The organism is Bradyrhizobium sp. BRP23 (assembly GCF_020194135.1).
In the GTDB taxonomy this organism is placed as follows: Bacteria; Pseudomonadota; Alphaproteobacteria; order Rhizobiales; family Xanthobacteraceae; genus Bradyrhizobium; species Bradyrhizobium yuanmingense.
This window is the reverse complement of record NZ_JADYVW010000001.1, coordinates 627,410-645,589: the sequence shown is the minus strand read 5'-3', so window position 1 is coordinate 645,589 and position 18,180 is coordinate 627,410. Positions and strand designations below refer to the sequence as shown.

Sequence of the window (18,180 nt, the reverse complement as noted above, 5' to 3'; positions counted from 1 at the left end):
ATGACGGCGATCGATCCAAATCTCCGCACCACCAAGACCACCTGTCCCTATTGCGGCGTCGGCTGCGGCGTACTCGCAACGCCCGACGGCAAGGGTGGTGCAGCAATCGCGGGCGACCCCGATCATCCCGCCAATTTTGGCCGGCTGTGCTCGAAGGGCTCGGCGCTGGGCGAGACCGTCGGCCTGGAAGGGCGGCTGCTCTATCCCATGATCCGCTGCAAGGGCGTGCTGGAGCGCGTTGCCTGGAGCGATGCGCTGGACCACGTCGCCCACCGCATGCAGCACATCGTGGCGCGCGATGGTGCCGACGCGGTCGCGTTCTATCTCTCCGGCCAGCTCCTCACCGAAGACTATTACGTCGCCAACAAGCTGATGAAGGGGTTTGTCGGCACCGCCAATGTCGACACCAATTCGCGGCTCTGCATGTCGTCCTCGGTTGCAGGCCATCGCCGCGCTTTCGGCGCCGACACGGTGCCCGGCTGCTATAAGGATCTCGACCAGGCCGATCTGCTCGTCTTCGTCGGCTCGAACGCGGCCTGGTGCCATCCGGTGCTGTTCCAGCGCATGCTGAAGAATAGGCAGGAGCGCGGCGCCCGCATGATCGTGATCGATCCGCGCCGCACCGATACCGCCAGCGATGTCGACCTTTTCCTCGGCCTCAAGCCCGGCACCGACACCGCGCTGTTCTCCGGCCTGTTCGTGCATCTCGCCGACAATGGCGTGCTGGACCAGGATTACATCGCGCAGAACACGTCTGGCTTCGATGATGCGCTGGCGCGCGCGCGCAACATTGCCGGCAGCGTCACTGCGACCGCGCTCGCCACGGGCCTCTCCGAGCAGGACGTCGCCGCCTTCTTCAGGATGTTCCGCGACACCGAGAAGGTCGTCACGCTCTATTCGCAAGGGGTCAACCAGTCGGCGCAGGGCACCGACAAGGTCAACGCCATCCTGAACTGCCATCTCGCCACGGGGCGCATCGGCAAGCCGGGCGCCTCGCCGTTCTCGCTGACCGGCCAGCCCAACGCGATGGGCGGCCGCGAGGTCGGCGGCCTCGCCAACATGCTCGCCGCCCATATGGGCTTCACGCCGCCCGACATCGACCGCGTCAGACGGTTCTGGAAGGCGCCGCGCATCGCCACCCATGAGGGGCTGAAAGCGGTGCAGCTGTTCGAGGCGATCAACCGCGGCGAGGTCAAGGCGCTCTGGGTGATGGGCACCAACCCCGCGGTGTCGCTGCCAGATGCCGACATGGTGCGCGATGCCCTGAAGAAGCTCGAGCTGTTCGTGGTGTCCGAGAACGTGCTCGCCAACGACACCGTCGCGGCCGGCCCGCACGTGCTGCTGCCGGCGCTGGCCTGGGGCGAGAAGTCGGGCACGGTGACCAATTCCGAGCGGCGCATCTCGCGCCAGCGCGCGTTCCTGCCGGCGCCGGGGGAAGCGCGTCCCGACTGGTGGATCCTGAGCGAGACCGCAAAGCGCCTCGGCTTCGGCGACAGCTTCAATTACAAATCGGCCGCCGATATCTTCCGCGAGCATGCCGCGCTCTCGGCGTTCGAGAACAATGGCAGCCGCGATTTCGACATCGGCGCGCTGACCTCGCTGTCGGACGATGCCTTCGATGGTTTGAAGCCGGTGCAATGGCCGGTGCGCGAGGGCGGGACGCCCGGCGAGCGCTTCTTCGCTGCTGGCGGCTTCTTCACCAATGACGGCAAAGGCCGCTTCGTTGCGCCGGAGGTGCCGGCGCTGCGCGGCGAGACCGGTCCGTCGCGCCCCTTAAGGCTCAACACCGGGCGCATCCGCGACCAGTGGCACACCATGACGCGCACCGGCCTGAGCCAGCGCCTGGGCGCGCATCTGCCTGAGCCTTTCGTCGAGATCCATCCCGACGACGCCGGCAAATACGGCATCGTCCATGACGGCTATGCCCGCATCACCACCGATTACGGCCAGTGCATCCTGAAAGTCGTCGTCAGCGAGTGGCAGCAGCGCGGCACCCTGTTCGTGCCGATCCACTGGAGCGCGATGAACGCCTCGCACGGCCGCGTCGGGGCGATGGTCGCACCGTTCACCGATCCGTTCTCGGGGCAGCCGGAAGCCAAGGCGACGCCGGCCGCGATCGCGCCTTACGAATTTGTCTTCCGCGGCTTTGCATTGTCGCGCAACCCGCTCGATCTGCCGCAGAACCTGTTGTGGACGCGCGTCCCCGTCAGCGGCGGCTTCGGCTATCTCTTCGCCGACAACGCGGATCTCGCCCGCTGGCCCGCCTGGCTCGAGAGCGTCGCCGGCGAGGACGTTGCCGAATATCGCGATTTCGGCGGCGGGGTTTTTCGCGCAGCTTCGTTCGTAGGCGATCGCATCGAGACCTGCCTGTTCGTCGGCCCCGCGCATGATGCCGGCGACTGGGAGGTGGTGAAGAGCCTGTTCGTGGCCGATCAGGTCACGGACGAACAGCGCCGCATGCTGCTGTCGGGCAAATCCTGTGAAGGCGCGGCCTCGACCGGCCCGATCGTCTGCGCCTGCTTCGGCGTCGGCCGCGGCACCATCTGCGACAGCATCGCTGGCGGCGCGCGCACGACCGCCGACATCGGCGCCAAGCTCAAGGCCGGCACCAATTGCGGCTCCTGCATTCCCGAGCTGAAACGCTTGATTGCGATGACGGAAGTGCCTGCACAGCAGGCGGAGGTCGCGAGCGCGGCGGGATAGGTCTCGTAGGGTGGGTTAGCGCAGCGTAACCCACCACTCTTCGTCAATGCGGAAGCGAAAGAGGTGGGTTACGCCAAGGGACTGCGCTTCGCGCAGCCCCCGGGGCTAACCCACCCTACGCAGCGCCCGCACCATTGCAATGTGGACCACCCCAATCGACGCGCCGGCTAATGTGCCGTATGGTGCCGCGCTCCTTTCAACATCCACAACAACCATGATGTACCTGGAAACGCCGCCGCGCCTGATCGAGACCAGGCTGTTCACCGCCATGCCCGACAAGTTTCGCCGCAAGGGCGTGCGAACCGATTGGGCCGACGCCAACCGGCCGAACATACCGACCGAGAGCTTCATCGAGGGGCCGTCATTCGACAAGGACGGTAATCTCTATATCGTCGACATTCCGTTCGGCCGCATCTTCCGGATTGCGCCCGACGGCGAACGGTCGCTCGTGATCGAATATGAGGGCTGGCCGAACGGGCTGAAGATCGCAGCCGACGGACGCATCCTGGTCGCCGACTACAGGCATGGCATCATGGAGCTCGATGCCGCAGCCGGCCGCGTCAAGCCGGTCCTGACCGGGCGCAATTCGGAATCGTTCCGCGGCTGCAACGATCTGCATCTCGCCTCCAACGGCGATATCTACTTCACCGATCAGGGCCAGACCGGGCTGCATGATCCGAGCGGGCGGGTTTATCGGCTGGCATCGAACGGCCGGCTCGACTGCCTGCTCGACACCGGCATCAGTCCGAACGGCCTGGTGCTCGACCCAACCGAAACCGTGCTGTTCGTTGCGATGACGCGCGACAACGCGGTGTGGCGGCTGCCGTTCATGAAGGACGGCAGCGTGTCCAAGGTCGGCCGCTTCTGCTCGCTGTTCGGCACCAGCGGCCCCGACGGCTTGACCATGGATGCCAAGGGCCGCCTGTTCGTCGGCCACCCCTCGCTCGGCCACGCCTTCGTGTTCGCGCCGAACGGGGAACTGATCGCGCGCATCAAATCGTGCGCGGGACCGAACTGCACCAATGTCGCGATCGGTGGCGAAAACAAGGATCGGCTCTATATCACGGAGTCCGCGACCGGCAGCGTGCTGGTGGCGGATATCGGGGGATTGTAGCGCGGACTCTTCGCCTCTCCCCGCTTGCGGGGAGAGGCCGACGCGCAAAGCGCGGCGGGTGAGGGGGGCCTCCGCGAGTCTCTTTGTTATCGAGTTTGCGGAAGCAGCCCCTCACCCCGACCCTCTCCCCGTAAGAACGGGGAGAGGGAAAAATAACAGCGGAGATCGGAGCGACCATGAACAAGAAACCCTTCGGCAAGATCGGCGCCAGCGTCTCCGTCATCGGGCAGGGCACCTGGTATCTCGACCACGGCGACCGCAAGCGCGCGATCGCGGCGCTGCAGCGCGGGCTCGATCTTGGCATGACCCACATCGACACCGCCGAGATGTACGGCGATGCCGAGCTCGTCATTGCGGATGCGATCGCAGGCCGGCGCGATGAAGTGTTCCTCGTTTCGAAAGTGCTGCCCAGCAACGCCTCGCGCCGCGGCACCATCACCGCCTGCGAGCGCTCGCTGAAGCGGCTGAAGACCGACCGGCTCGACTGTTATCTGTTGCACTGGCGCGGCTCCTATCCGCTGGAGGACACCGTCGCTGCGTTCGAGGAACTGGTGCAATCAGGCAAGATCAAGTCCTGGGGCGTCTCCAATTTCGATGCCGACGATCTCGACGAGATTCTCGACGTCTCCGGCGAGGGGCGGATCGCCTGCAACCAGGTGCTCTACCATCTGAAAGAACGCGCGATCGAGCATGCGGTGATCCCGTGGTGCGAACGGCACAATGTTGCCGTCGTCGCCTACTCGCCGTTCGGCCACGACGATTTCCCCGCAAGCAGCAGCAAGGGCGGTGCCGTGCTGGCGCGCATCGCAGAAGCGCATCGTGCGACGCCGCGTCAGGTCGCGCTGAGCTTCCTCACCCGTGCGACTACGGTGTTCGCCATTCCGAAGGCCTCGTCTGCGGAACATGCCGGCGAGAATGCGGCGGCAGGCGACCTCGTGCTGACGAAGGACGAGATTGCCTCGCTCGACGCGGCGTTTCCGCGCGGGCCGAAGCCGCGCGGCCTGCCCATGCTGTAGTGCACAACGGGCAAGATTAACGGAGCATTGACGCGCGCGGCGGCTCGCGCATATCGGCATCCTGTTTTCGGAAGTTGTGAATGCGGAGCAGATGTCGTTTTTTACGGCTGTTCTCGATTCGCATTTTGCCCGGGTTCCAGCCGTGACACCGCCGCCCGCCGCAGCCGCAAGGCTCGACAGTATTCCCATGCCCGTTCCGGAGAAGAAGCAGCAGGCTCGCCGCGCGCCTGCGCGCGTCGATCATCCCTTCAAGGGCATTGCGCTGGTGTTGCTCTCGACGATCTTCCTCGGCTGCTCCGACGTCACCGCGAAATATCTGTCGACCAGCCTGCCTTCGATCGAGATCACCTGGATCCGCTTCGTCACGTTCGCGCTGCTATTCACGCCCGTGATGCTGCCGGGCTCGCCACTGCATGCGATGCGCACCGAGCGGCTCGGTCTGCAATTGATGCGCGGCGCCGCACTGCTCGGCTCGTCGCTGTTCTTCATCACCGGCCTTGCATTTCTGCCCATCGCCGAAGCCTCCGCCACCGGCTTCGTCTCGCCGCTATTCGTCACCGCACTGTCGATCATCTTCCTGAGCGAGAAGGTCGGCATGCGGCGCTGGATCGCGACCGCGATCGGCTTGACGGGCGTTCTGATCATCCTGAGGCCCGGCACGAGCGCGTTCCATGCCGCCGCATTCTTCCCGATCATCTCGGCGTTCTGCTGGGCCGCCGCGCTGATCCTGACGCGGATGATGAGCGGTCGCGAAGCGGTGCTCACCACCATGGCCTATTCCGCGCTGACCGGCGTTGCGATCCTCAGCGTCATGGTGCCGTTCGTCTGGGTCACGCCGAGCTGGACCGCGATCGGGCTGGGCATCGTGATCGGCGTCGCCTCGACCGTGGGCCAGTGGATCATCGTGCTGGCCTATCGCTACGGCGATGCCTCGGTGCTGGCGCCGTTCTCCTATACGCAGTTGCTCTGGGTCAGCATTCTGGGCTTCTTCATCTTCGGCGAGGTCCCGGATATCTGGACGGTCGTCGGCGCCGCCTTCATCGTCGCCAGCGGTCTTTATATCGCCCATCGCGAGCGGGTGCGCCGCGCCCAGCTGCTGGTGCTGGAAGAGCGGTCCCCGAACCCCTGACGCAAGTTTGCACGTCCTGCTTCGTGCTATCACTCGCTCCAAAGGGGAGGGGTCGGATGCGCGCGGCGATTTTCAGGAACGGTGAGATTGTCGTAGGTCGGATGGCCGAGCCGACGCCGGGCCCCGGCCAGGTTCTGGTCAAGACGCTCGCCTGCGGCATCTGCGGCTCCGACCTGCACGCGCGCCAGCACGCCCATCGCATGGTGGAGATGGCGCGGAAGACCGGGCGCAAGCCGATGGACCTCAGCCGCGACGTCGTGTTCGGCCACGAATTCTGCTGTGAGATCGTCGATTACGGCCCCGGCACATCGCGCAAGCTGAAGCCGGGAACCCAGGTCTGCTCGCTTCCCGCGCTGGTGACGCCGCAGGGCATCGAAGGGATCGGCTACTCCAACGACAATGTCGGCGGCTATGCCGAGGCGATGCTGCTGAGCGAAGCGCTGCTGCTCGAAGTACCCAATGGCCTCGCGCCGGAGCATGCCGCGCTCACCGAGCCGCTCGCCGTCGGGGTTCATGCGGTCGCCAAAGCCAATATCCGTGGCGGCGAGGTGCCGCTCGTGATCGGCTGCGGCCCGGTCGGACTCGCGGTGATCGCCGCGCTGAAGCTCAAACGGCTGCATCCGATCGTCGCGGCGGACTATTCGCCGGCGCGGCGTGCGCTCGCCGCAAAACTCGGTGCCGACATCGTCGTCGATCCCCGCACGTCGCAGCCTTACGCGACCTGGGCCGAGCACGCGCAGATGTCGGAGGCCGAGAAGGCGGCGCGGCCGCCGTTCCAGGCCATGCTGCCCGCGCTAAAGCCCGCGATCATCTTCGAATGCGTCGGCGTGCCCGGCCTGTTGCAACAGGTGTTCGAGGGTGCCCCGCGCGATGCGCGCATCGTCGTGGTCGGCGTCTGCATGGAGAGCGACAGAAGCGAGCCCATGCTCGGCATCATGAAGGAGCTCAACGTCCAATACGTGCTCGGCTACACCCCGGAGGAGTTTGCTGCGTCGCTGCGCCTGATCGCCGAAGGGCAGGTGGATGCGGCCGCGATGGTCACCGCCGAAGTCGGCCTCGACGGCGTCGCCAAGGCCTTCGCCGATCTCGCCAACCCCGAAGCCCACACCAAGATCATCGTGCAGCCGTGGCGGTAGGAGTGTCAATATTTCGCCGGCACGTACATCTCTGGCGGGACCGGGCCTCGCTGATAGTCGGGATGTCGCACGCGCGGCGGCAGCGTCACCGGAGCCCGCACGACCTCCTGGTACGGGATCTGAGTCAATAGGTGTGCGATGCAGTTGAGCCGGGCGCGCTTCTTGTCCACGGCATCGACGATCCACCACGGGCTATCCGGCAGATGCGTGTGCTCCAGCATCGTCTCTTTGGCCTTGGTGTACGCCTCCCAGCGACTGCGGGACTCGACGTCCATCGGGCTCAGCTTCCACTGCTTCAGGGGATCCTTGATGCGCATGGTGAATCGGAATTGCTGCTCGTCGTCGGTAATCGAAAACCAGTACTTGACGAGGATGATGCCGGATCGGATCAGCATGCGCTCGAATTCCGGCACGGTCTTGAAGAACTCCTGGTACTCCGCCTCCGAGCAGAAGCCCATCACGCGCTCGACGCCGGCGCGGTTGTACCAGCTTCGGTCGAATAGCACGATCTCGCCGCCGGCCGGCAGGTGCGCGACGTAGCGCTGGAAATACCATTGCGTACGCTCGCGCTCGTTCGGCGCGGGGAGCGCCGCGACGCGGCAGATACGCGGATTGAGCCGTTGCGTGATGCGCTTGATCACGCCGCCCTTGCCGGCGGCGTCGCGGCCCTCGAACAGCACCACGACCTTCTTCCTCTCGCTCTGCACCCAGTCCTGGAGCTTGATCAACTCGCCCTGGAGGCGGAGCAGTTCCCGGAAATAGAGCCTGCGATCGACCATCGGCCTCAGGGTTCCGGTCTCGTCGAGGAGCTCGTCGAGACGGGTATCATCCATCTCCATCTCGAGTTCCTCGTCGAGATCGTCGGCCATTTCCTGGATGATGCGCTCGCGCTTGGAGATCTCGGATTTGCGATCGGCTGCGGTCATGGGCTCTTCTCTCGGCTCGGATACCAGCACAACGACCATCGGCGGGGTTTGTTGCGCCCATGTGACAACATGCAATCCGGCGGACGCTTGGTTACACCGGCAGCGCGATCGAATATTTCACTTGGCTCAGCGCAAAGCTCGATTCGATCGAGGCAATGCCGTCAAGCCGGGTCAGCTTGGTCTTCAGGAACGTCTCGTAGGAGGCGAGGTCGGCCGCGACGACGCGGAGCAGATAATCGCGGTTCCCAGTCATCAGATAGCATTCCAGCACCTCGTCCCATTTCGAGATGGCGCGGGCAAAGCGGTTGAGATCCTCCTCCTTCTGCCGTGCCAGCTTGATCGAGATGAACACGCTGACATGCAGTCCCAGCGCCTTCTGGTCGACGGTCGCGACATAGCGCGAGATGACGCCGCGCTCCTCCAGGAGCTTGACCCGGCGATGGCAGGGCGAGACCGAGAGGCCGACCTTGTCGGCGAGCTCCTGCATGGTCAGGCGGCTGTCGTTCTGAAGGTGGCTGAGGATCTTGCGGTCGATGGCGTCGAGCTCGGGCATTGGGATGAAACCTGCATTTTGTCCGCTGCGTTGGTAAAGTATCCCAATATCGGCGGGGATGGCGCGAAAAATTGAGAAGTTTGACGCACCGCGCAGGCGTATGATCGGTGCATATTTCCCGGAGCATCGCCATGCCCGTTGACCCCGCCCGTCTCGACATCCTGACCGCCCTCAGCCGCAAGGCGCTCTGGCTGTCGTCCTGGACCATCCACCACGCCAACCACATCCGCTCCAATGCGGATGGCCTCAAGGTCGGCGGCCACCAGGCCTCGTCCGCCTCGCTCGCCACCATCATGTCCGCGCTGTACTTCCACGTGCTGCGCCCTGAGGATCGCGTCGCGGTGAAGCCGCATGCGAGCCCGGTGTTCCACGCCATCCAATATCTGTTCGGCCGGCAGAGCCGCGAGAAGCTGGAGAATTTTCGCGGCTTCAAGGGCGCGCAGTCCTATCCCTCGCGCACCAAGGACGTCGACGACGTCGATTTCTCCACCGGCTCGGTCGGCCTCGGCGTCGCGCAGACGCTGTTCTCATCGCTGGTGCAGGACTACGTCAAGGCGCATGGCTGGATGAAGGACCGCCGCGAGGGGCGGATGATCGCCCTCGTCGGCGATGCCGAGATGGACGAGGGCAACATCTTCGAGGCACTCGCGGAGGGCTGGAAGCACGGCCTGCGCAACACCTGGTGGGTGGTCGACTATAACAGGCAGTCGCTCGATGCCGTCGTGCGCGAAGGTCTCTGGGAAAAGTTCGAGACCATGTTCCGCAATTTCGGCTGGGACGTCGTCATCGTGAAATACGGCCGCCTGATGCGCGAGGCCTTCGCCGAGCCCGGCGGCGAGGCGCTGAAGACGTGGATCGACAATTGCCCGAATGCGCTCTACGCGGCGCTGTGCTTCCAGGGCGGCGCGGCCTTCCGAAAACATCTGCATGACGAGATCGGCGACCAGGGCCCGATCACAAAACTGATCGACAAGCGCAGCGACGAGGAGCTGCTTGCGCTGATGTCGAATCTCGGCGGCCACGACATGGCGAGCGTGCTGGAGGCGTTCGATTCCATCGACCACGACCGCCCCGTCTGCTTCATCGCCTACACGATCAAGGGCGTCGGCTTGCCGTTCCAGGGCCACAAGGACAACCACGCCGGCCTGATGACGGTTGCGCAGATGGAGAAATATCGCGACAGCCAGAACATCCGGCCGGGCCACGAATGGGACAAGTTCGAAGGGCTGTCGCAGGATGCTGCCGAGCTCGAGGCCTTCCTCGCGCGGGTGCCGTTCAATCAGGATGGCCGCCGGCTCACGGCGCCCGTCGTCGAGGTGCCGCAACAGCTCGCCTTCAAGCCGTCGCCGCAGATGTCGACCCAGCAAGGCTTTGGCCTCGTGCTGAACGAGATCGCGCGCAGCGACAGCGAGCTCGCCAGGCGCATCGTCACGACCTCGCCGGACGTCACCGTCTCCACCAATCTCGGCCCCTGGGTCAACCGCCGCGGCCTGTTCGCGCGGGCCGAGAAGGCGGACTTGTTCCGCAGCGAGAAAATTCCCTCGACCTACAATTGGGACGCTTCGCCAAAGGGCCAGCATCTGGAGCTCGGCATCGCCGAGATGAACCTGTTCATCATGCTCTCGGCGCTCGGCCTGTCGCACCAGATCAACGGCGAGCGGCTCTTGCCGGTCGGCACGCTCTACGATCCCTTCATCGAGCGCGGCCTCGATGCGCTGAACTACGCCTGCTACCAGGACGCGCGCTTCATGGTGGCGGCGACGCCGTCCGGCATCACGCTCGCGCCCGAAGGCGGCGCGCATCAGTCGATCGCAACGCCCTTGATCGGCATGGCGCAGGACGGCCTGGCCTCGTTCGAGCCGGCCTTCGTCGACGAGCTCGCCGTGATCATGGCTTTCGGCTTCGAGCACATGCAGCGCGAACCGGGCGAGGGCGGTTCGGTCTATTTGCGCCTCTCCACACGCGCCATCGAGCAGGCGCAGCGGATCATGACACCGGAGCTGCGACAGGGCATCACCGACGGCGCCTATTGGCTGCGCAAGCCGGGCCCGAATGCCGAGGTCGTGATCGCCTATACCGGCGCGGTCGCGCCCGAAGCGATCGAGGCGACCGGCTTCATCGGCGAGAGCCGCCGTGACGTCGGCCTGCTCGCGATCACTTCGGCCGACCGTCTGCATTCGGGGTGGACCGCCGTGCGGAAATTGCGGCGCGACCGCCGCGGCGTGCAGCATCTCAGCCACATCGAAAAGCTGCTCGCGCCGCTGCCGCGCGACTGCGGCATCGTGACCGTGATTGACGGCCATCCGTCTGCGCTCGGCTGGCTCGGCAGCGTCCGTGGCCATCGCGCCGAGGCGCTCGGTGTCGAGCAGTTCGGCCAGACCGGCAGCATCGCGGACCTTTATCGGCACTATGGCATCGACGCCAACGCCATCATCGATGCGGCCGAAAGCCTCACCACCGGCGCGCCGGTGCTGCATCGGAAGATGGCGGTGTAGCGGAGGTAACTGCCTCGTCATTCCGGGGCGACGCGGAGCGTCGAGCCCGGAATCCATAACCACGATCGGGAGTATGGATTCCGGGCTCGCGGCTTTGCCGCGCCCCGGAATGACAGCGGGGCCACCTTGCCACGTTCCCGCCATCGGCTCATATAACCTCCGCTCGCCGCAACGCTGGCCCCGCATATGGCGGGTTCAATTGCCGGCGCTTTCGTGCAAGGATGCCTGCCGAAACGCCCCCTCCAAGCCCCCAAGAAGAGGTTAACGATGGTCAATCGCATGCAATTCTACATCGACGGCGCCTGGGTCGATCCCGCCGTCAAGAAGTCCACCGCCGTGATCAATCCGGCGACGGAAGAGGCGATGTACGAGGTTGCGCTCGGCTCCAAGGCCGATGTCGACAAGGCGGTCGCCGCCGCCAAGCGCGCCTTCGAAACCTTCTCCCAGACCAGCCGCGAGGAGCGCGTCGCGCTGCTGTCGAAGGTCATCGAGGTCTACAAGGGCCGCCTCAAGGAGATCGGCGCCGCCGTCTCCGACGAGATGGGCGCACCGCTGCCGATGGCGGAGAAGCTGCAGGCCGGCGCCGGCCTCGGCCATCTCATGACCACGCTGGATGTGCTCAAGAACTATCATTTCGAGGAGCCGGTCGGCACCGCCATGGTGCTGCGCGAGCCGATCGGCGTGGTCGGCATGATCACGCCCTGGAACTGGCCGCTGAACCAGATCGCCTGCAAGGTCGCGCCCGCGCTCGCCGCCGGTTGCACCATGATCCTGAAGCCCAGCGAGTTCACGCCGACCTCGGCGCTGATCTTCGCGGAGATCCTCCATGAAGCCGGCGTGCCCAAGGGCGTGTTCAACCTCGTCAACGGCCTCGGGCCCGAGGTCGGCGCCGCCATGAGCGAGCACCCTGATATCGACATGATCTCCTTCACCGGCTCGACCCGCGCCGGCATCGACGTTGCGAAGCGCGCAGCGCCCACCGTGAAGCGCGTCAGCCAGGAGCTCGGCGGCAAGTCGCCGAACGTCATCCTCGAAGGCGCCGACCTCACGAAGGCGGTGACCGGCGGCGTGATGCACATGTTCAACAATTCCGGCCAGTCCTGCAACGCACCCTCGCGCATGATCGTGCCGCTGTCCAAGATGAAAGAGGTCGCCGCGATCGCGAAGGCGGTCGCCGACAAGACCAAGGCCGGTGATCCCCGCGCCGAAGGCACCACCATCGGTCCCGTGGTCAATCGCGGCCAGTGGGACAAGATCCAGGGCCTGATCAAGAAGGGCATCGACGAGGGCGCAACGCTCGTTGCCGGCGGTCCTGGCCTGCCCGAAGGCGTCAACAAGGGCTTCTATGTCCGCCCGACCATCTTCGCCGACGTCACGCCTGACATGACGATCGCGCGCGAAGAGATATTCGGGCCGGTGCTGACCATCATCGGCGCCAAGGACGAGGCCGACGCGGTCAAGATCGCCAATGATACGCCCTATGGCCTCGCCGGTTACGTCACCGGCCCGACGGTCGAGGACGCCAAGCGCGTCGGCCGCCAGATCCGCGCCGGCAACGTCAACCTGCAGGGCGTACCCAACGACCGCACCGCGCCGTTCGGCGGCTACAAGCAGTCCGGTAACGGCCGCGAATGGGGCAAGTTCGGCCTCGAGGACTTCCTCGAAGTGAAGGCGGTCGCGGGCTTCAACGCGGCGTAGTTGATACGGCGCTTGCGCCGCGAGGGGATGCCGGCTTCCAGGGAAGCCGGCATCTTTGCTGTGAGACCAGCCGCTTTACGGCGACAACAGCCCGTCAAATCAAGAAAAGCAAAGGGACGGAACGTGAGAAAACTGATCATCGCATTCGTTGCGCTGCTGGCGCTGTCAGGCGCTGCGCAGGCCCAGACGGTGAAGGATCTGCTCAACACGCTCAGGGCGAAATGGAACGAACCGACCGAGCCGTTCAAGATCATCGACAACGTCTACTATGTCGGCACCAACGGCCTCGCGTCTTACCTGATCACATCGCCACAGGGACATATTCTGGTCGATACCGTGATGCCGGAATCGACGTCGCAGATCAGGACGAGCATCGAGAAGCTCGGCTTCAAGATCAGCGACATCAAGTATCTCATCAACACCCACGCCCATATCGACCACACCGGCGGCGTCGCCGAGTTGAAGCGGGCGAGCGGCGCGCAGATGGTCGCGGGCGAGGCCGACAAGCCGTTGCTCGAAGGCGGCTATTATCCGGGTGCGCAGGAGGAGAAGGCGCTCGACTTTCCGCCGGTGAAAGTCGACCGCACGGTGCGTGAGGGCGAGACCGTCGCGGTCGGCAGCGTCACGCTAACGGCGCGCGAGACGCCCGGCCATTCGCCGGGCTGCACCAGCTGGGCATTCTCGGTGAAGGATGGCGATGCAACACGCTCGGTGTTGATCTTCTGCAGCGGCACCGTCGCGCTGAACCGGCTTGTCGGCAGGCCGACCTATGCCGGCATCGTTGACGACTATCGCAAGACCTTTGCGCGTGCCAAGGACATGAAGGTCGACATCCTGCTGGCTCCTCATCCCGAGATGTACAAGATGGCCGAGAAGCGCGCCAAGCTCGCCGGCGGCGGACCCAATCCGTTCGTCGACCCGGGCGAGTTCAAGGTCTATGCGGCATCGCTGGAAAAGGCGTTCGAAGAGGCGCTCGTCAAGCAGACCGCGGCGGTACAGGAGAAGAAGGGGTAGAGGCGGTCGGTGGTTGGGCGCGCTGTATGTAAAACCTATCCCCCCACAGCACCTTGCGTGTTCACATACAGCGCGTAGATCGACTGGCTCGCGGCCATGAACAGGCGGTTGCGCTTGACGCCGCCGAAGCAGACGTTGGCGCAGCGCTCGGGCAGGGCGATGCGGCCGATCATGACGCCGTCGGGCGCGAACACCACGACGCCATCGAGCTCGGGATCGCCCATGCCCCAGCCGCACCAGAGATTGCCGTCGATGTCGCAGCGCATGCCGTCGGGCGTGCCCGGCCCGGCATCGATATGGATACGCTTGTTCGAGATCGTGGTGCCCTCGGGCGAGACGTCATAGGCGAGGATCTTTCGGTTCGGAACGCCCCGCGATTCCACGACATAGAGGATCTTCTCGTCCGGAGAGAAGCACAGCCCGTTCGGTCCGAGCACACCCTCGGCAACGATCGTCGCCTTGCCGGTCGATGGATCGAGCCGATAGACGTTGGGCTCGATCTCGGGCTCGGCCTTGTAGCCCTCGTAATTGCCGAGCAGGCCGAAGGTCGGGTCGGTGAACCAGATCGAGCCGTCCGATTTGACAACGACATCGTTCGGCGAGTTCAACCGCTTGCCGTTGAATTGATCCATCAGCACGGTGATGCTGCCGTCATACTCGGTGCGCACCACGCGCCGGCCGCCGTGCTCGCAGGTGACGAGCCGGCCCTGCCGGTCTCGCGTGTTGCCGTTGGCAAAATTCGAGGGCTTGCGGAACACGCTGACCGCACCGGTCTCTTCCTCCCACTTGAGGATGCGCTGGTTCGGGATGTCGCTGCACAGGAGATAACGCCCATCGCCGAACCACACCGGCCCCTCGGCCCAGCGCAGGCCGGTCGCCAGCCGCTCCACCGCCGAAAGCTTCAGCCAGTATTTTTCGAAGCGGGGATCGAGGGCCTTGATCGAAGGATCGGGGTAATAGGTCGCCGGCCGCCAACCAGGCCGTTCCTCCGTGTGGGACGATGCCTCATTCATGCCGGTTCTCTCGTTTCGTTCCCTCTGGACAATCCTGCTATCATTAGAGACACGTGATCGCAAATTCGGTCACCAACGGCGAGGGACGACATGCCGCGTATTCTGATGACGGGAGCTTCGGGCGGGATCGGCACCAGCCTGCGGAAGCTGTTGCCGCCGATCTACCCGGATCTCCTACTGTCCGATATCAAGCCACCGGCTGATCTCGGCCCCGATGAAAAATTCAAGGCCGCGGACCTCGCCGACCTCGCGCAATGCGAGGCGATCTGCGAGGGCGTCGACGGCATCCTGCATTTCGGCGGTTATTCGGTCGAAGGCACCTGGGATCAGATCCTCCAGGCCAACATCATCGGCGGCTACAACCTGTTCGAGGCGGCCTACCGCAAGGGCGTCAAGCGCGTGGTGTTCGCCTCGTCGAACCACGCCGTCGGCTTCTATCCGCGCCATCACAAGATCGGTACCGACGTTACCCCGCGCCCCGACGGCCGCTATGGCGTCAGCAAGGTGTTCGGCGAGGCCGTCGGCGCGCTCTACGCCGACAAGCACGGGATGAAGGTGACGTGCCTGCGCATCGGCAATTTCGGCGACATGCCGCTGGACAAGCGCCGGCTCTCGATCTGGCTCAAGCCGGACGATCTCGTGCAGCTCTGCCGCATCGGGCTCGAGCATCCCGACATCCATTTCGAGATCTTCTACGGCGCCTCTTTCAACGAGCGCGCCTGGTGGGACAACCACCGCGCCTACCAATTCGGCTATCGCCCCACCGGCCGCGCCGAAGATTTCCGTGAGCACGCCATGGCCGAGCAGGCCAAGCTGAAGCCGGACCCGGTCGGCGACTATTTCCAGGGCGGCACGTTCTGCAGCATGGAGTTCGACGCTGATCCGGATCGTGTGATCGACTGGAATAAGCGGTAGAGATCGTTCACCGGCCGAGCGTCAACAGCGGCTTGCCGGTCTCGACAATGTAGGTCGCAAGCTCCGCGGCGTTGCCGCTGCCGACATTCTTCACGGCGTGATGCACTCCGTGAGGAATGAGCAGCACGTCCCCGGCTTTCAGGATGACGGGCGGCCTGCCGTCGAGCAGATATTCCAGCTCGCCTTCGATCAGATAGACGAGCTCTTCGCCCGGGTGACTGTGCCTGACGGCAACGACGCCCGGAGGAAAGTCGACGCGAACCTGGATGACCTCGCGCCCGGGCGCACTCAGCGCTTCCTTCATGAGATGTGTGCGCTTGATGTCGCCCAGTCGTGGCTCTTCGGATCGTGCCGAGAGTGAAGCCAGGCTGATTGCGGCGATCAGCGCCGCCGCAACCACGATTCCACGTTTCGTCATGTGAATGTCCTTTCGGATTGTGCAGGATGTTGTCGGTGAGCGCATCAACCGGCGGCAGCCGCCGGCGTTGCGCGAAAGCTGATGGCCATGCGGTTGTAGGCGTTCATCAGGCTGATCGCGATCGTGAGGTCCACGAGCTCACGTTCTTCGAACACGGCCCTTGCGGCCTGGTATGCCTCGTCGGGCACGCCGGTCTCGGCAACCCGTGTCACCGTCTCCGCCCAGGCAAGGGCGGCTCGTTCGCGTTCGTCGAACAGATTGCCGGCCTCGCGCCATGCCTGCAGCAGCGCAATCTTCTCGACCTTTTCTCCCTTCTTGAGCAGGTCGCGGGTGTGCATGTCCAGGCAGTAGGCGCAATTGTTGATCTGAGAGATCCGCAGATAAACCAGCTCGATCAGCGTGGCGGAAAGCCGGCTCTGCAGGACGTAGCCGTAGACGCCGCCGAGCGCCTTGATCCCTGCCGGGGCGATCTGGTTATAGTCGAGACGCTTACTCATGTTTCTCTCCTTGGCGGTGATTCTGCTGGATGGCGGTGGTCGGATCCTTCTCGCTGCTATCGATGGCGAACACCGCGAGCAGCGTGAGCCCCGCCGAGGTTGAATCGTATTTTCATGGCGGGGCTCCTGTTCGAGTTCGGCTATTGCGCTGTGGCTGAGCTCTCACCTGCGGATGACGGCCTTCAGCGAGTCCGTGAACACCCAGAAGGAAGCGGCGAGCAGGCCGACGTCCTTCAGCAGGAACTGACCCGGAGCGACCGTGATCGCGGGGACCCCGAGCTCCGGCACGACGACGCCGGGCGTCGAGATCATGAAGCTCAGCGTGGTGACGAACAGCCCGGCCGACAACAGGCCGCCGGCCGCGGAGTAGATCGGGCTGGACAGGCGGAGCGCGATCAGGAGCCCGATGCTGAGTTCGACGAAGCCGAGAAAGGTCGAGAAGCCGCGCACCGAGAACAGCGTGTAGAACCATCGCAGCAGCGGACTGTTCTCGACCAGGGGTACGAGTCCCTGTGCTTCGTAGTCGGTGAATTTCATCCCGCCGAACCAGGCGTAGATGATTGCGAGCGAGGCGTAGAGACCGATCCGGCTGATCGGTTCGGCGTAAGCGAGCAGGCGTTCAGACTGTTCGCGCCAACTGATCGTGCGACGCAGGGCGATGGATAAGGTGGACGATTGGCTGATGATGCGTGACATGGTGATCTCCGTTTGATGCCGGTTGTTCGCTCACGCATTCACGTGCGTGTGCAGGTTGTAGCGAGGGGCGGGAATAGTGCTCGAGAGCTTGTTCGTCATGGCAAGCCGCGCGCTCTCGTGGCGATCCCACTCCGACTTGTCGGCCAGCGCCGGGATCGTCACGACTTCGCCGAGGTCGAGACCGGCGAGGGCGGCGTCGACCAGGTCGTCGGCCGACATGACGATCTCTGCCGGAAGCTGGTGAACCGGCGTGCCCGCGATGTCCCAAAACTCCGTCGCAGTGGCGCCCGGCAGCACGGCCTGAATGCGGATGCCCTTCCCGGCGAGCTCGTGAACGAGTGACTGGGTGAATGCGAGCACGAAAGCTTTCGAGCCGCCGTAGACGCCGTTGAGCAGCTCCGGCGCGATCGCGACGATGGAAGCGATGTTGATGATCGTGCCGTGGCCGCGGGCGATGAATCCGGGCACCGCTGCGTAGGTCAGGCGCGTCAGTGCACCGACGTTGAGACGGATCATGTCTTCCATCTTGTCGATGTCGGAATCGATCAGCGGGGCCGAGGCGCCGACGCCGGCGTTGTTGACCAGCACCGAAATGTCGCCGTTGGTTCTGATGAGTTGCTCGACGCGGCGGAGATCGGCAGGGGATGTGAGATCGGCTTCCACCGTTTCCACTTTGCGGCCAGTTTCGTTGCCGAGCCTGCGCGCGAGCGATGCGAGCCGCTGCCTGTTGCGCGCAACGAGGATGAGGTCGTGGCCGCGCTTCGCCAGGCGATCGGCGTAGATCGCGCCGATTCCGGTCGAAGCTCCGGTGATGAGGGCAGTGCCTGTTCTGGTCTGGGTCATTTTCGTCTCTCCTT

The 18,180-nt window shown here is 64.6% G+C and carries 16 protein-coding genes; 9 read left to right on the top strand and 7 right to left on the bottom strand.

Going from position 1 to position 18,180, the window contains the following annotated elements; all coding sequences use genetic code 11:
- The 5 genes from I6F24_RS02915 (at position 1) to I6F24_RS02895 (ending at position 7,098) form a co-directional block, all read left to right on the top strand.
- Entirely contained in the window at positions 1-2,703 is a 2,703-nt protein-coding gene (locus I6F24_RS02915) for a nitrate reductase (RefSeq protein WP_225149944.1), read from the top strand.
- 217 nt (positions 2,704-2,920) lie between these two features.
- Complete coding sequence (locus I6F24_RS02910; protein WP_225150103.1) at positions 2,921-3,817, top strand: SMP-30/gluconolactonase/LRE family protein; 897 nt, start codon at positions 2,921-2,923, stop codon at positions 3,815-3,817.
- Positions 3,818-3,993: 176 nt separating this feature from the next.
- Positions 3,994-4,833, top strand: a complete 840-nt coding sequence (locus I6F24_RS02905; protein ID WP_225149943.1) for an aldo/keto reductase — start codon at positions 3,994-3,996, stop codon at positions 4,831-4,833.
- Positions 4,834-5,020: 187 nt separating this feature from the next.
- Complete coding sequence (locus tag I6F24_RS02900; protein ID WP_057027221.1) at positions 5,021-5,962, top strand: DMT family transporter; 942 nt, start codon at positions 5,021-5,023, stop codon at positions 5,960-5,962.
- 56 nt (positions 5,963-6,018) lie between these two features.
- The gene (locus tag I6F24_RS02895) at positions 6,019-7,098 is read left to right on the top strand and encodes a zinc-binding dehydrogenase (protein WP_036025860.1); all 1,080 of its coding nucleotides are present in this window, start codon (positions 6,019-6,021) and stop codon (positions 7,096-7,098) included.
- Positions 7,099-7,103: 5 nt separating this feature from the next.
- Here I6F24_RS02895 and ppk2 read toward each other — a convergent pair whose 3' ends face one another.
- Entirely contained in the window at positions 7,104-8,024 is a 921-nt protein-coding gene (ppk2, locus tag I6F24_RS02890) for a polyphosphate kinase 2 (RefSeq protein ID WP_036025906.1), read from the bottom strand.
- Positions 8,025-8,115: 91 nt separating this feature from the next.
- On the bottom strand, positions 8,116-8,577 hold the full coding sequence (locus tag I6F24_RS02885) for an Lrp/AsnC family transcriptional regulator (RefSeq protein WP_027571162.1): 462 nt from the start codon (positions 8,575-8,577) through the stop codon (positions 8,116-8,118).
- A gap of 131 nt (positions 8,578-8,708) precedes the next feature.
- Here I6F24_RS02885 and I6F24_RS02880 point away from each other — a divergent pair, with 131 nt between their 5' ends.
- The 3 genes from I6F24_RS02880 (at position 8,709) to bla (ending at position 13,784) form a co-directional block, all read left to right on the top strand.
- Positions 8,709-11,072 carry a transketolase gene (locus tag I6F24_RS02880; RefSeq protein WP_225149942.1) on the top strand — a complete coding sequence of 788 codons (2,364 nt, stop codon included), beginning with the start codon at positions 8,709-8,711 and terminating at the stop codon, positions 11,070-11,072.
- A 267-nt stretch (positions 11,073-11,339) separates the two neighbouring features.
- The gene (locus tag I6F24_RS02875; protein ID WP_128263508.1) at positions 11,340-12,770 is read left to right on the top strand and encodes an aldehyde dehydrogenase family protein; all 1,431 of its coding nucleotides are present in this window, start codon (positions 11,340-11,342) and stop codon (positions 12,768-12,770) included.
- 123 nt (positions 12,771-12,893) lie between these two features.
- A complete protein-coding gene (gene bla, locus I6F24_RS02870) occupies positions 12,894-13,784 on the top strand; it encodes a subclass B3 metallo-beta-lactamase (protein ID WP_225149941.1) in 891 nt (296 codons plus the stop codon).
- 35 nt (positions 13,785-13,819) lie between these two features.
- On the opposite strand, the gene I6F24_RS02865 is transcribed toward bla, so the two are convergent.
- Positions 13,820-14,797, bottom strand: coding sequence for an SMP-30/gluconolactonase/LRE family protein (locus tag I6F24_RS02865; protein ID WP_225149940.1), 978 nt, complete (start codon positions 14,795-14,797; stop codon positions 13,820-13,822).
- Between the two features lie 90 nt (positions 14,798-14,887).
- Between I6F24_RS02865 and I6F24_RS02860 the strand changes: the two genes are divergently transcribed.
- Positions 14,888-15,712 carry an NAD(P)-dependent oxidoreductase gene (locus I6F24_RS02860; protein ID WP_225149939.1) on the top strand — a complete coding sequence of 275 codons (825 nt, stop codon included), beginning with the start codon at positions 14,888-14,890 and terminating at the stop codon, positions 15,710-15,712.
- Positions 15,713-15,719: 7 nt separating this feature from the next.
- On the opposite strand, the gene I6F24_RS02855 is transcribed toward I6F24_RS02860, so the two are convergent.
- The 4 genes from I6F24_RS02855 to I6F24_RS02840 form a co-directional block, all read right to left on the bottom strand.
- Positions 15,720-16,130 (bottom strand): cupin domain-containing protein, encoded by a 411-nt coding sequence (locus tag I6F24_RS02855; protein WP_225149938.1) that lies wholly within the window; start codon positions 16,128-16,130, stop codon positions 15,720-15,722.
- Positions 16,131-16,174: 44 nt separating this feature from the next.
- Complete coding sequence (locus I6F24_RS02850) at positions 16,175-16,627, bottom strand: carboxymuconolactone decarboxylase family protein (RefSeq protein WP_225149937.1); 453 nt, start codon at positions 16,625-16,627, stop codon at positions 16,175-16,177.
- Between the two features lie 162 nt (positions 16,628-16,789).
- On the bottom strand, positions 16,790-17,323 hold the full coding sequence (locus I6F24_RS02845) for a DUF417 family protein (RefSeq protein ID WP_082641336.1): 534 nt from the start codon (positions 17,321-17,323) through the stop codon (positions 16,790-16,792).
- Between the two features lie 30 nt (positions 17,324-17,353).
- The gene (locus I6F24_RS02840; RefSeq protein WP_036004628.1) at positions 17,354-18,166 is read right to left on the bottom strand and encodes an SDR family oxidoreductase; all 813 of its coding nucleotides are present in this window, start codon (positions 18,164-18,166) and stop codon (positions 17,354-17,356) included.
- Positions 18,167-18,180: the final 14 nt, after the last annotated feature.